This is a genomic window from Haladaptatus rarus, from assembly GCF_054177585.1.
Genome location: NZ_JBPEHG010000004.1, coordinates 164,042 through 176,128 on the forward strand (window position 1 = coordinate 164,042; position 12,087 = coordinate 176,128).

At 60.4% G+C, this 12,087-nt stretch carries 15 protein-coding genes; 10 read left to right on the plus strand and 5 right to left on the minus strand.

What is annotated here, in order from left to right:
• Nucleotides 1-7: 7 nt before the first annotated feature.
• Nucleotides 8-1,846: a carbon starvation CstA family protein gene (locus ACR3FE_RS11970; protein WP_458207363.1), complete on the plus strand. Its 1,839-nt coding sequence runs from the start codon at nucleotides 8-10 to the stop codon at nucleotides 1,844-1,846.
• Here ACR3FE_RS11970 and ACR3FE_RS11975 read toward each other — a convergent pair.
• Nucleotides 1,843-2,448: a DUF8052 family protein gene (locus ACR3FE_RS11975; RefSeq protein ID WP_458207364.1), complete on the minus strand. Its 606-nt coding sequence runs from the start codon at nucleotides 2,446-2,448 to the stop codon at nucleotides 1,843-1,845. The genes ACR3FE_RS11970 and ACR3FE_RS11975 overlap by 4 nt on opposite strands.
• A gap of 104 nt (nucleotides 2,449-2,552) precedes the next feature.
• Here ACR3FE_RS11975 and ACR3FE_RS11980 point away from each other — a divergent pair, with 104 nt between their 5' ends.
• The 5 genes from ACR3FE_RS11980 (at nucleotide 2,553) to ACR3FE_RS12000 (ending at nucleotide 6,835) form a co-directional block, all read left to right on the plus strand.
• Entirely contained in the window at nucleotides 2,553-3,290 is a 738-nt protein-coding gene (locus ACR3FE_RS11980) for a class I SAM-dependent methyltransferase (protein ID WP_458207554.1), read from the plus strand.
• An 87-nt stretch (nucleotides 3,291-3,377) separates the two neighbouring features.
• A complete protein-coding gene (locus ACR3FE_RS11985; RefSeq protein WP_458207365.1) occupies nucleotides 3,378-4,448 on the plus strand; it encodes a DUF2891 domain-containing protein in 1,071 nt (356 codons plus the stop codon).
• Nucleotides 4,449-4,577: 129 nt separating this feature from the next.
• On the plus strand, nucleotides 4,578-4,796 hold the full coding sequence (locus tag ACR3FE_RS11990; RefSeq protein ID WP_458207366.1) for a DUF8007 family protein: 219 nt from the start codon (nucleotides 4,578-4,580) through the stop codon (nucleotides 4,794-4,796).
• A 110-nt stretch (nucleotides 4,797-4,906) separates the two neighbouring features.
• Nucleotides 4,907-5,596, plus strand: a complete 690-nt coding sequence (locus ACR3FE_RS11995) for a DUF5828 family protein (protein WP_458207367.1) — start codon at nucleotides 4,907-4,909, stop codon at nucleotides 5,594-5,596.
• A gap of 54 nt (nucleotides 5,597-5,650) precedes the next feature.
• Nucleotides 5,651-6,835 carry an inorganic phosphate transporter gene (locus ACR3FE_RS12000; RefSeq protein WP_458207368.1) on the plus strand — a complete coding sequence of 395 codons (1,185 nt, stop codon included), beginning with the start codon at nucleotides 5,651-5,653 and terminating at the stop codon, nucleotides 6,833-6,835.
• Between the two features lie 33 nt (nucleotides 6,836-6,868).
• Here ACR3FE_RS12000 and ACR3FE_RS12005 read toward each other — a convergent pair whose 3' ends face one another.
• The gene (locus tag ACR3FE_RS12005; RefSeq protein ID WP_458207369.1) at nucleotides 6,869-7,498 is read right to left on the minus strand and encodes an IMPACT family protein; all 630 of its coding nucleotides are present in this window, start codon (nucleotides 7,496-7,498) and stop codon (nucleotides 6,869-6,871) included.
• A 127-nt stretch (nucleotides 7,499-7,625) separates the two neighbouring features.
• On the opposite strand from ACR3FE_RS12005, the gene ACR3FE_RS12010 reads away from it, so the two are divergent.
• Nucleotides 7,626-8,300, plus strand: a complete 675-nt coding sequence (locus ACR3FE_RS12010; RefSeq protein ID WP_458207370.1) for an HAD family hydrolase — start codon at nucleotides 7,626-7,628, stop codon at nucleotides 8,298-8,300.
• Here ACR3FE_RS12010 and ACR3FE_RS12015 read toward each other — a convergent pair.
• Nucleotides 8,297-8,800, minus strand: a complete 504-nt coding sequence (locus ACR3FE_RS12015) for an ACT domain-containing protein (RefSeq protein ID WP_458207371.1) — start codon at nucleotides 8,798-8,800, stop codon at nucleotides 8,297-8,299. The genes ACR3FE_RS12010 and ACR3FE_RS12015 overlap by 4 nt on opposite strands.
• Before the next feature lie 85 nt (nucleotides 8,801-8,885).
• Between ACR3FE_RS12015 and ACR3FE_RS12020 the strand changes: the two genes are divergently transcribed.
• Nucleotides 8,886-9,455, plus strand: coding sequence for a putative glycolipid-binding domain-containing protein (locus ACR3FE_RS12020; protein WP_458207372.1), 570 nt, complete (start codon nucleotides 8,886-8,888; stop codon nucleotides 9,453-9,455).
• Nucleotides 9,456-9,499: 44 nt separating this feature from the next.
• Complete coding sequence (locus tag ACR3FE_RS12025; protein WP_458207373.1) at nucleotides 9,500-10,255, plus strand: class I SAM-dependent methyltransferase; 756 nt, start codon at nucleotides 9,500-9,502, stop codon at nucleotides 10,253-10,255.
• A 129-nt stretch (nucleotides 10,256-10,384) separates the two neighbouring features.
• Here the strand turns inward: ACR3FE_RS12025 and hisB are convergent, their stop codons facing one another.
• Nucleotides 10,385-10,972 carry an imidazoleglycerol-phosphate dehydratase HisB gene (gene hisB, locus ACR3FE_RS12030; protein ID WP_458207374.1) on the minus strand — a complete coding sequence of 196 codons (588 nt, stop codon included), beginning with the start codon at nucleotides 10,970-10,972 and terminating at the stop codon, nucleotides 10,385-10,387.
• Nucleotides 10,973-11,107: 135 nt separating this feature from the next.
• Here hisB and ACR3FE_RS12035 point away from each other — a divergent pair, with 135 nt between their 5' ends.
• Nucleotides 11,108-11,284: a hypothetical protein gene (locus ACR3FE_RS12035; protein ID WP_458207375.1), complete on the plus strand. Its 177-nt coding sequence runs from the start codon at nucleotides 11,108-11,110 to the stop codon at nucleotides 11,282-11,284.
• Between the two features lie 42 nt (nucleotides 11,285-11,326).
• Here ACR3FE_RS12035 and hisA read toward each other — a convergent pair whose 3' ends face one another.
• Nucleotides 11,327-12,049 (minus strand): 1-(5-phosphoribosyl)-5-[(5-phosphoribosylamino)methylideneamino]imidazole-4-carboxamide isomerase, encoded by a 723-nt coding sequence (hisA, locus tag ACR3FE_RS12040; protein ID WP_458207376.1) that lies wholly within the window; start codon nucleotides 12,047-12,049, stop codon nucleotides 11,327-11,329.
• Nucleotides 12,050-12,087: the final 38 nt, after the last annotated feature.

Genomic DNA, 12,087 nt, shown 5'->3' on the forward strand with positions numbered 1-12,087 from the left:
TAATACCATGGCGACAGCAATCATATGGCTAGTACTGGGCGTGCTGGTACTTTTCAGCGTTGGGTATCTCGGGTACTCGCGCTACCTCGCACAGTTCGTTGAACTCGACGACAGTCGGGAGACACCAGCACACAAGTACGAGGACGGGCAGGAGTACGTTCCTGCGAAGAAGACCGTCCTCCTCGGGCATCACTATTCGAGTATCGCAGGCGGTGCACCCATCGTCGGCCCGATCACGGCGGGTGCGGCGTTCGGGTGGCTTCCCGCCATCCTGTGGATCGCGATCGGAAATCCCATACTCGGTGCAGTACACGACTTCATGTCACTGTCGGGGAGTCTCCGACACGAAGGGAAGTCCATCGGGTACATCATGGGTGAGTACGTCGGCGAGCGCGGCAAGAACATGCTGTTGTGGTTCGCGTTCCTGACCATCATCCTCGTCATCGCGGTGTTCGCGCTGGTGGTGGCCGTCGTCTTCGACGCCTTCCCGAGCGCGGCGACCGCGAGCATATTGTACATCGTGCTCGCGCTCATCTTCGGCGTGTGGCTATACCAGTTAGACCTCCCGTTCGGCCTGGGGACGGCCATCTTCGTCGCGGGCGTGTTCGCCAGCGTGTGGGTCGGCATCCAGTACCCGATCGCGCTGTTCAACCACTCGGGACTCTCGTCCGACGTCATCGTCCTGTTCGGTGACGGCGGGTCGTGGCTTCCGCTCGCGCAGTCGGAGAGCCACAACGCGAACCGCGCGGCGTGGGTGCCGGTCATCATCCTCTACGCGTTCATCGCCAGCGTCCTGCCGGTGTGGACGCTCCTGCAACCGCGTGACTACCTCTCGTCGTTCCTGCTGTACGCGGGAGTTGGCGGGATGTTGATCGCCATCATCGCTGGTTCGCTGGGACTGTTCGAACCGGTCACGATCGGCGAGACGACCTACTCGTCGCTCGAAACGCAGCTTCCGGCGTTCACCGGATTCGTCAGTCCGGCGCTCGGACCCATCTTCCCGTTCCTCTTCGTCACCATCGCCTGCGGGACGATAAGCGGGTTCCACTCGCTCGTCTCCTCGGGCACGACGGCGAAGCAGTTGAACACGGAGAGCGACGCTCGCACCATCGGCTACGGCGGCATGCTCGGCGAGGGACTGCTGGCGACGACTGCCGTCGCCGCGCTCGCCATCGTCGCAACCACGGACTTCAGCAGTGGACTCGCAGGTGCGCTGGCAAACTTCCCGACCGGGGGCGGCGTCATGCTGTCGAGTCTCGGCGTACCGGTTGCGTACGGCGTCCCATTCATCGGACTGGTGTTCGTGAGCTTCCTGCTGACGAGCACCGACACGGCGGTTCGCCTCGGTCGGTACATGTTCGAGGAGATCGTCGGAACGCCTGAAACGAGTACCCAGAGCACGCTGACGAACCGCTACGTCAACGCGGGCATCCAGTGCGTCCTCGCCTACGTCCTCGTCTCCAGCGGAACGTGGGAGAGCCTCTGGCCCCTGTTCGGCAGCGCGAACCAACTGCTCGCGGCACTCGCCCTGCTGACGGCGACCATCTGGCTGGTCAACTGGGACGACAGCAAACAACTGCTCAGCACGGGTGGACCACTCGTGCTGATGTTCGCCGTGACCATCGTCGCCCTGCTGTGGATCGCGCTCATCCGCGCGCCGCAGGGAATCATGGCCGCTGATTCGACGGTCGAAGCCATCTCGCTCGGTGCGCAGGCCATCATCTCGCTCATCCTCGCAGGACTCGCGGTGTCACTGGCCAGGATCGGCTATCGGAACATCATGTCTGCCCGGCGTGAACGTACCGGAACAGCAGTTGCAGACGGAGGTGAAGAGGCAGACGACTAAGACCGCAGTCGGCGGACGACACGCCCGAGTAGTCCCTGTTTCTTCGATTCGAGTGGTTGCCACAGGGCGAACGCCGCACTCACGTCGGCGTTCGTACTGGACACGATTTCTTCACGCTCCGGAGCGACGACGACGAGATTGATCTCGTAGCGCCCGTAGTAGCCGTATTTGAGGAGCGTCCGGTCACGGAATCCGGAGACGAACTCGTGAACGTCGTCGGGAATCTCGGACGTGACCACCACGAAGGTGAACTCGGTGCCGAAGTGCTCTTCGTCCGCCTCTATCCACTCGTCGGCGAGGTCGTGGCCGAATTCCACGAGAGACTCGATATCCGAGACGCGAACCGAGTCGGCCCGGCGGACGAACAGGTGTTCCTCGATGGTGTGGTTGGCGTAGTTGAGCGACCGGTGGAAGAACTGCTTTTGGTTCTCCATCAACATCCGACCGTAGAGGGTGAACTGCTGGCCGTGAACCGAGTGGGATTTCTCCAGGTCGAAGTTGACGAACAGTCGGTCGCTCACCCGATCGACGTACTCGTCCTCCCAGTCAGGGACGTTCTCGGGTGTCCGAGGAGAGTCGTGTGACTCGATACCGCTATCCATACAGGTTCGGTCGATTGGGAGCGATAAATATCCGTTGCTCATCGTGAGTCGGTACCGAGTATCATTATAGTTTTATTACAAATGTTGGTCTGTGACACAGTGTGATGGATGCAGACCCACTCGGTCGAGCGATGCTCGACTACCAGCGAGGCGGACTGCGTGGCGAGTGTCTGTACCGAGACGGCGAAAACGTACAGGACGGGCATATCCGTGAGAATTATTTCACACCACGCGAAGAGTGGCGCGACGACTGGCGCGAGCTGCTCGAATCGCTCGAATTTCCCATCGTCGATATCGGTTGCGGCGTCGGGCAGCACGCGCACCTGCTCCAAGAACGGGGTGAGGTAGTCGCAATCGACGTGAGTCCTGCTGCCGTCGAAGCCGCTAGCGAACGCGGCGTTCGTGACGCCCGCGTGATGGATATGTTGGAGTTGGCATTCCCACGCGACCGATTTCGGTCTGCGCTCGTCAACGGAACGCAGATCGGGATCACGCAGTCGCTCGCGGGTGCGCGTGACTTCCTCTCCGACCTCGCCCGAATCACCGACGAATCGGGCGTCGTCGTCGTAGACAACTACGACCCGACGAAACTCGACCCGGAGGAGTTCTTCGGCTACCGCCCCGACCCGCGTTCGGGTGTCGCACATCGAACCTTCCACTTCGAGTACGTGCGAGACGGAGAACGACTGACCGGACGGAATCTCCACTTCGTCCTCTTTTCGCCCGCCCGACTCCGCGACGTGACCGTCGGAACACCGTGGCACGTCGCCGACGTGTACCCGAGAGATGGATACTACAAGGCGGTGCTGGCGAAAGACGAGTCTGCGTGGGAACGCGGATAGCTATCCACTGATTTCTCTCCGGTGTGTGTGCGACTTTCACATATCATCAATCGATTAAATACAGACTGGTGTGAAAATGCCGAGCAGATGAATCAACTTGCGGATGCCGATATGGACGCGATCCTCTCGGGAAGAAGCGATTGGGTCGGAAGAGAGTTGGCAGAAGTACTCTCACACCACCCACTGGATTCCATCGAAACCGAGTTCCCCCACGCCATCTTTTCGGTCGATTCTCCGGACGAGTTCGACCGACCAGCAGAGCAACATCCGGTGTTCTACGGCTGTTTCGACTGGCACTCCTCGGTACACAGCCACTGGGCGCTCGTTCGGCAGCTTCGGCTGTTCGATGACCATCCCGCAGAAGACGAAATCGTCGCGAGCATCGATGCTCGGTTGACGATCGAGAACGTCGAGCGAGAGGTCGAATACTTCGAGGAAAACGAGTCTTTCGAGAAACCCTACGGATGGGCGTGGCTCTTACACCTCGCATCGGAATTGTCTCTCTGGGACGACGACCGCGCGAACGAGTGGAAGTCGGTCATCGAGCCGTTAGAACGGAAGATCGTAACGCTCGTCGAATCCGAATTTCTGTCGCAAGAGCGTCCGTTCCGGGTCGGAACGCATCAGAACTCCGCGTTCGCCCTGCACTGCATCCTCGATTACGCGAGAACGATGTCGAACGACTCACTGGAATCGACCGTCTCCGACACTGCAATCGAGTTCTTCGCCGAAGACCGCAACTATCCCGTCGAGTACGAACCGCTCGGCTGGGATTTCCTGTCTCCGGCACTGACAGAAGCAGACCTCATGCGGCGCATCTACGGCCAAGACGAGTTCACGACGTGGCTCGATGGCTTCCTTCCCGACGTGACGACCTCCCCATATGAGACGATTCTCGACCCAGTTCACGTTGGGTCAGACGAAGGCATCGCACTGCATCTGGTCGGACTGAACGTCTCGAAAGCGTGGTGTCTGGCGGTACTCGCGTCCGCACTCGACGGGCATCGATACGCCGAGGTGTTCGAGCAGAGCGCCAAGAGACACACCGAGCGCGGTCTGGAGAAGGCGTTCACCGAGGACTACGCAGGGTCGCATTGGCTCTCGTCGTTCGTGCTGTACCTCCTCACCAGAAACGAGGGTGGTATCGCGCCGGAGTGATCCAGTTGGTTTCGACAGAACCGACGAAACCGTCGATGGCGGTGGTCGGAGACGACGGCGACAGTGGTCGGGGACGACACTAAGTGTCCGGGGATAACGCATAACACGGATGCCTCCGTAGCAGAGGCTATGGGTGGTAAGCGAACGGAAGCGTGTGGTCGATGTGGGCTATCGTCGGTAGTCGATGCCACGTCGGACGGCGACCCGCGTGACGTGTACGGCGACGAGCGAATCGAGGTGTCGGAGTCGGAGATGCAGGCAGTCAACAGACACGCGGAGTTGCTCGGCAAAGCGAAGCGCCGCCTGGATTCGTTTGCCGAGCGAGTTGTGTACGGAAATTTACGATAACGGCTTAGATCGCTAGAAACGCTAGAATACCGCTTACAGACCGTGAAAATGCGAAAATCAGGGGAGCAGTAAGAGGTAAACCCCTGCGCGACATACGACCCATCGACCAAATGGAAGAGAGTATCTCTGGCTTCAAGCTCCGCGGTAGCTGGGGAGATATCGTCGAGCACGGCGAGCGAATCACACGCGCCCTCCGAGATGCCGGTGCGTCGGGTGAGGCACTCGAAGAGTGGGAAGAGTGGCGACCGAAATCTCACGAACGGCTCGGTGAGGACGTCGCCGAGAAGACCGCTGAGCAGGCACACGTCGGCGAAGGCAAAGGCGAACAGGCAGGGGAATCCCCGGACGACGACCTCAAGACGGCGGGCGAGAAGCTGACCGAATCGTACGAGAAACTCGAAGAAGACGACACCGAAGGTGCGATGGACAGGTGGCAGGACTCGGTGAACTACGTGGCCCGCGCCGCCGATTCGGCCAGCCGAAAGGCCATCCGCAAGGTCGAGGACACCGTCTACCAGAAGGTGATGACTCAACTCGCGCCGTACTACTTCGACAACGACCTCATCAGCGCGAACATCCAGCAGACGAGTCGGATGGAAGACGGCGAAGAGGGATTCATCTTCGAGGTGAACGTCAATGACGACGAACTCAAAGACCGCGTCTCCGAGTTACTCGCCTCCTACGAGGACGAGTTCGACCGCTGGCACATCGACACCGAGAAACACACCGACATCGTCGAAGCCGCAGAGGGCGTCGAACCACCGAAAGAAGGCGGCGGCCCGCAGGCGAACACGAACTGAGTTTTCGGACGGTAGTCGGTACACTATTGGCATGAGAGGAAAAAACTGACAGACATGGCTGGGTTGGTGACGGTGGTTATCGCCGGAATGGCGAGTCTCTTCATGGCGTGGGCCATCGGTGCAGGGTCGAGTGGTTCGACCCCCTTCGCTCCGGCGGTCGGAGCGAACGCCCTTTCGGTGATGCGGGCCGGTTTCCTCGTCGGTATCCTCGGGTTTCTGGGCGCGGCATTGCAGGGTGCGAACGTCTCCGAAGCGGTCGGACGGGAGTTGATCATCGGCGTCCAACTGTCACCGCTCGCTGCGACGACGGGCCTCCTTACGGCAGCGATACTGGTCGCCATCGGTGTCTTCACGGGATACCCCATCGCAACTGCGTTCACCGTCACTGGCGCGATCGTCGGCGTCGGATTGGCACTCGGCGGCGACCCGGCGTGGGCGAAATACCAGCAGATAGTCTCGCTCTGGGTACTCACTCCCTTCGTCGGTGGTGGAATCGCTTACGTGACCGCGCGCACGCTTCGACACGAGGACGTGCCCGAAGATGTCGCCATCCCACTTCTCGGTGGTATCGTCGGCCTCATCGTCGCCAACATCGGATTCGTCTTCCTCGGCCCACCGGGAGCGAGTGCGTCGATCTCGGAAGCGTCTGCGAACGAACTCGCGCTGCCCCTGGTCGCTGGCGTCGATTCCGGTGCCATCCTCACATCACTCGTCCTCGCAAGCGCGGTCGCGGTCGCACTCCGGAGAGAACTCACGTTAGACGCCACTCGTGGGCAGCGTCGGTTCCTGCTCGCACTCGGTGGTCTCGTCGCGTTCTCGGCAGGTGGCAGCCAGGTCGGTCTCGCCATCGGCCCACTGCTTCCCCTCCTGGACGACTTCACGATTCCGCTCGTCGCGGTGTTGGTCGGCGGTGGACTCGGCCTGCTCGCCGGGTCGTGGACGGGTGCTCCTCGGATGATAAAGGCGCTCGCACAGGATTACTCCGCACTCGGCCCGCGTCGCTCTATCTCCGCGCTCATTCCGGCGTTCGCCATCGCGCAAGCCGCCGTCTTCTTCGGCATCCCCGTCTCGTTCAACGAGATCATCGTCAGCGCCATCATCGGAAGCGGCTACGCCGCCAGCGGCGGTGGCGTGAGTGGGAAGAAGATGGGCTACACCGTGCTCGCGTGGGTGCTCTCGCTCGCGATTGCGTTGGGCGTCGGGTTCGGCGTCTTCTCGGTTGTTCGGGCGATCTCTTGATTCAGACGGTGCCTGATCACGGAATCTCATGAATCACGCAGTCTCTCGAATCTCGGCGCGACCACTCGTCGCACTCTGGAGGCGGTCGCACAGCGCGTCGGTCTCGGAGACCGGCACACGAACCGAAAACTGCACGTCTTCGCCGTACTCACCTTCGAACTCGACACCCTCGCTTTCCAGGATACCTCGAACCGTCCCCGAATCGTCGTAGTCGACTACGACGACGAATCGTTCGTGGGGGCGCTCCTCGACGATTCCTGCGTCGTCGAGCGCCTCTTTGACTGCGCGGGAGTACGACCGCACCAGTCCCCCGACACCGAGGTTCGTTCCGCCGTAGTAACGCGTGACGACGACGACTACGTTCTCTACCTCGCGCTGCTGGAGGACGTTCAACGCCGGTTTTCCCGCGCTCCCGGACGGCTCTCCCTCGTCACTCGAATACTCTCGAAAGATGCCATCAGAATCCGCACCATCACCGGCCCGAACCCGGTAGGCGGGCACGTTGTGGGTCGCATTCGGGTGGAGGTCGTCGATCTCGGCGACGAACGATTCCGCGGCCTCGACCGAATCTGCGGGGGACGCGTAGCCGATGAACTCCGAGCCGCGGACTTCGAACGCCGCCTCTCCTCGTCCTGCCACGGTTCGGTACGTCGTGTCGCCCATTGCCTATCGGTTCGCGAGGGAACACCGAAAAGGCGTGGATTTTCGCCACGTAGCTCCGTTCGAATCCGGTTTTCGGATAGCTTTCGAATCAAAAATATCAATTAGCGATCCCGAGTATCGGTGGTACGTGACTGTGTACGATACAGTTCTCTTCGACAACGACGGCGTCCTAGTCGATCCGCCTGCATACGAAACGCAAGTCGAGGCCACGCGAGCAGCCTTTCGGGAGGTCGGTGTCGACGCACCCGGCCAACGACACGTCGATGCGGTCGTAAATGGTGTGACCGTCGACGGACTTCACGAGATCTGCACGGTCTACGACCTCGACGCGGAGGTGTTCTGGGAATCGCGTGAACGCCACGACGAGAACTCCCAACTGGAGAGATTCAGAGCAGGCACTCGGGACTGCTACGACGACGTCGCTGCTGTCACGAATCTGTCCCAGACCTGTGGTGTCGTGAGCAACAACCACCACAGCACGATCGAGTTCGTGTTGGACTTCTTCGATCTGCGACCGTCGTTCGACACCTACTATGGCCGGGAGAAGACCATCGAAAGCCTCCAGCTGAAGAAACCGAATACACATTATCTCGACCGCGCACTCGCCGACCTGACGGCCGAATCAGCCCTCTACGTCGGCGACAGTGAAAGCGACGTAGTCGCGGCCCATCGAGCAGGGTTGGATTCGGTGTTCGTCCGCCGACCGCACTGTAGCGACGTGACCCTCTCGGTCGACCCGACCTACGAAGTAGATGATCTACACGGCGTAGCGACGATAGTGGAGAAACGAAGCGGACGTTAGCTCAACTCGATCTTCCGGACGAATTCGAGGTTCTTCAGATCGTTCAGTACGTCGCCGGGGATGTCCTCGTCGGTCACGAGATAGAGGCGTGGTTCGTCGGTGAACTCCGGGTCTTCGCTCACCGTCTGGCGGATGGAGATGTCGTTGTCCGCCAACAGCGTCGTGACAGTGGCGACGATGCCGGGCTGGTCGGCGTCGGTCACGTCGATGGTCAACACCGACAGATCGAGTACGGGAGCCAGATCCATCAGACTCGGGATCGAGGAGATGTTCTGGAAGATGCGCCGCAGTTCGTCGTCCTCCAGGATGGCGTCCGTGGTCGAGTCGACCACCCGGCGGTCGACCCCGATCTCACGCGCGATCTGCGTGTTCGGGATTTCGATGCCGCCCGAGACGACGCGTCCCTCGTCGCTCACCGAGAAACCGCGTTCGAGGAGCAGTCGGATGACCTGCTGTTGGCTCGGACTGCCCTCGAACTTCTGCATGATTCTGTCGAACATCCTTGTCGAAGGTAGACGCGCCGGACAATTTAGTCTGTGGGGTTTAGCGGGACGATTTATCGTCCGTCACTTCGACGGATGGGTCATGGAACGACATGTCGTCTGGGAGACGATAGACGGAATCGGCACCGAACACCTCACCGTCGAGTTCGACCCCCTTCATGCGGAGGGGGTCGTCGTCGGAATCGCAGACAGAGATAGCGGAACAGAACCGTTTCGAATTCGGTATCGGGTGGAGTGCGCCGGATCGGAAGCAGTTCAGAAGGTCGAAATCGACAGCCTCGGAGCGAGTATCGGAATCGAACTCGAACACGATGGCGACGGGAACTGGACGAAAAACGGAGAGTCCGCCCCTGAACTCACTGGGTGCTTCGACGTGGATATCGCGGTGACGCCCTTCACGAACGCGCTTCCGATCCGGCGACTCGACTGGGAGTCCGGCGAGAGCGCGAAGATTTCGGTCGTCTATCTCGACGTGCCAGCGATGACCGTGGAAGCAGTCGAGCAACGATACGTTCGTTTGGAACCGCTTGGTTCGTCGGGCGGACTGTTCCGGTACGAGAGTTTGGACAGTGGATTTACCGCGGAACTGCCCGTCGATTCCGATGGACTCGTTTTGGATTATCCCGGCCTGTTTCGGCGGATGTATCCATAGGTGTATCCGATGGTCTTTTTGACGAAAACTTGTTGATAGCCGATATGAGCGAAACAAATCGATTCTCGGCGGAGTTAGCGGTGTTTTACGAGGCTTCGCACGATTATGGTGACATCGGTGACGAATCGTTCTATCTCGACGCGGCAACCGACGCAGGCGGGCCAGTGCTGGAAGGTGCTTGCGGAACTGGACGGCTCTACCTCGAACTTCTGCGTCGAAATGTCGATGCTGATGGGTTCGATGTCTCACCCGAGATGCTTGATATCCTTCGGGAGAAGGCTACTACCGAAAACTTGACTCCGACGGTTTGGGAGGGCAATCTACGGTCGATCGGCGCAAATCGGGCCTACACGCTGGCTCTGGTTCCCTACAACTCGTTTTGTAATCTTCGGGGGGTCGATGACCAGATCGAGGCTCTTGAGGCCTTTCACGATGTGCTCGAACCCGGTGGCCGACTCTTGTTCGACGTGTACGTTCCCAGGTACGATGTCATCGCTGAGTCCTTCGGCGAGTGGCAAGAAATTCGAGAAGTCGAATCCGAGGGGCGGAAGTTTATGGGGCGAGCCAAGACGACCATCGCGAATCAAGTGGAACAGACCTACTGTGCGGAGCAAGAGCTCTTAGATTCAGACGACGAAGTCGTGGCCCGCGATACATTCATCCTCTCACATCTTCCGGCACAGCAGGTCGAGCTATTGGCACGTCTCTCCCCGTTCGAGCAGTGGTCGGTTTCGGGCGGATTCGACGGGGAACCACTCACGGATGGTGACAGCGTTCAAGTCTGGGAACTGATAAAATAGCCCGAGAAGGGTTCGACCGTCGAAGGTCTTCGGTACTAGACGGCCCTCTGTTAGAGAGTATGCACTCCACAACTAACAGTGACAGCAGTTCAGTTCCGGGATGAAAACTGAAAATCGTACTACCGACTACTACAGCGATTCTTTCGTGCTCGCAACGTCACTCCGCCGCTCGTCGATCTGCGTCGCGTCGTCCAGCGCCCTCGCCAGCCCCTTGAACAGTGCCTCGATCTCGTGGTGCGCGTTTTCCCCCGTCACGCTCGCATGAAGCGTCATTCCGGCGTTCATCGCCAGCGAGCGACAGAAGTGTTTCGCCATGTGGCTGGTCAGGTCGCCGACCCTGCCCTGCGAGAACTCGCCCTCGAACTCGAAGAGGGGGCGGCCACTCACGTCCACGACGATATCCGCGACTGCCTCGTCCAGCGGGACTTTTCGGTCGGCGAATCGCTGGATGGCCCGGCGGTCGCCGAGTGCTTCGTCGAACGCCTGTCCGAGGGTGATCGCCACGTCCTCGACCGTGTGGTGGTCGTCGATGTGCAGGTCGCCGTCGGCCCGTACCGTCAGGTCGAACAGGCCGTGGCGAGCGAAGCTATCGAGCATGTGGTCGAAGAAGCCGATACCAGTCTCGACGGTGGAGTCGCCGTCGCCGTCCACGTCGAGGGTCACTTCGATGGTGGTCTCCGCCGTCTCGCGTGTCACGGCGGCGGTTCGGTCGCTCATAGTCGGATATTCGTCCGCAAGTACAAGGTGGTTCTGTTCCCAGTAGACATCTCCGTTCAGTACCCGTTCTACTCGGTTTGCCCGACATGCGTCTGACGTAACTATATTTATTTTGGGTTCCAATGAATACTCGAAATGAAGCGTGACGTCTTGAGCGGACTGACGGTCGTCATCGGACTGTTGCTGTGTGGGACAGTTCCCGGTGCAGTTCTCGGTGTGCCGATGGCCGCTGCCGGTTCGTACTGGCTCGCAGAGCCGCGACTCGGTTCTCGACCGAACGTCGTCCGGCGACTCGCCGAACAGACGCGCTAGTCGCAGCTAGACCAGATTTGACAGAACCCTCCTCATCGAATCCTATTCGAGCGCTTCCCGCGCTTCCGTCAGGGTGAATGCCCCCCGGTAGAGAGCACTCCCGACGACGACTGCCGCAGCACCTGTTTCTCGGAGGGAGCGAACGTCAGCCACGGTTGCGACACCACCACTCGCCACGACGGGAATCTCGACCGCGTCGGCGACCTGTCGGACGGGGTCGGTCTGGACGCCCTCCATCTGTCCTTCGACATCGACGTCCGTGAAGAGTATCGCGCCAGCGCCGAGTTCCTCGTACCGAGTCGCCGCCGATGCCGGGTCGAGACCGGTCGATTCCGTCCACCCTGAAACGAGGACTTCGCCGTCTTTCGCGTCGAGGCTTACCATCACCGAACCGGGGTACTCCTCGCTGATCTCGGCGACGATGTCCGGGTTCTCGATGGCAGCAGTGCCGAGGATGACGCGGTCGACGCCGCGTTCGAGGAGGTCGATGGCGTCCTCGGCGGTACGGATGCCGCCGCCGAGTTGGACATCGATGTCGACCGCATCCAGGATGGCTTCGACCGCGTCAGCGTTCTTTCGTTCGCCCTCGAACGCGCCGTCAAGATCGACGAGATGGAGTGTCTCTGCACCCTGTTCGACCCACTGTTCGGCCGCATCGACCGGGTCGCCGTATGTCGTCTCCGTGCCCTTCTCACCCTGCACGAGCTGGACGACTTCGCCGTCTTGCATATCGACCGCGGGAACGACTTCGAACGTCGGGAACATACGTCGGGTTGCATCGGAGGGCGCGTAAATCCAGCGAG

Coding starts and splice junctions, on each gene's coding strand:
- ACR3FE_RS12005 (WP_458207369.1), bottom strand. CDS start 7,498: ATGGGCGACACGACGTACCGAACCGTGGCAGGACGAGGAGAGGCGGCG.
- ACR3FE_RS12025 (WP_458207373.1), top strand. CDS start 9,500: ATGAGCGAAACAAATCGATTCTCGGCGGAGTTAGCGGTGTTTTACGAG.
- ACR3FE_RS12035 (WP_458207375.1), top strand. CDS start 11,108: ATGAAGCGTGACGTCTTGAGCGGACTGACGGTCGTCATCGGACTGTTG.
- ACR3FE_RS11990 (WP_458207366.1), top strand. CDS start 4,578: ATGGGTGGTAAGCGAACGGAAGCGTGTGGTCGATGTGGGCTATCGTCG.
- ACR3FE_RS12015 (WP_458207371.1), bottom strand. CDS start 8,800: ATGTTCGACAGAATCATGCAGAAGTTCGAGGGCAGTCCGAGCCAACAG.
- ACR3FE_RS11975 (WP_458207364.1), bottom strand. CDS start 2,448: ATGGATAGCGGTATCGAGTCACACGACTCTCCTCGGACACCCGAGAAC.
- ACR3FE_RS12020 (WP_458207372.1), top strand. CDS start 8,886: ATGGAACGACATGTCGTCTGGGAGACGATAGACGGAATCGGCACCGAA.
- ACR3FE_RS11980 (WP_458207554.1), top strand. CDS start 2,553: ATGGATGCAGACCCACTCGGTCGAGCGATGCTCGACTACCAGCGAGGC.
- hisA (WP_458207376.1), bottom strand. CDS start 12,049: ATGTTCCCGACGTTCGAAGTCGTTCCCGCGGTCGATATGCAAGACGGC.
- ACR3FE_RS12000 (WP_458207368.1), top strand. CDS start 5,651: ATGGCTGGGTTGGTGACGGTGGTTATCGCCGGAATGGCGAGTCTCTTC.
- ACR3FE_RS11970 (WP_458207363.1), top strand. CDS start 8: ATGGCGACAGCAATCATATGGCTAGTACTGGGCGTGCTGGTACTTTTC.
- ACR3FE_RS11995 (WP_458207367.1), top strand. CDS start 4,907: ATGGAAGAGAGTATCTCTGGCTTCAAGCTCCGCGGTAGCTGGGGAGAT.
- ACR3FE_RS11985 (WP_458207365.1), top strand. CDS start 3,378: ATGAATCAACTTGCGGATGCCGATATGGACGCGATCCTCTCGGGAAGA.
- hisB (WP_458207374.1), bottom strand. CDS start 10,972: ATGAGCGACCGAACCGCCGCCGTGACACGCGAGACGGCGGAGACCACC.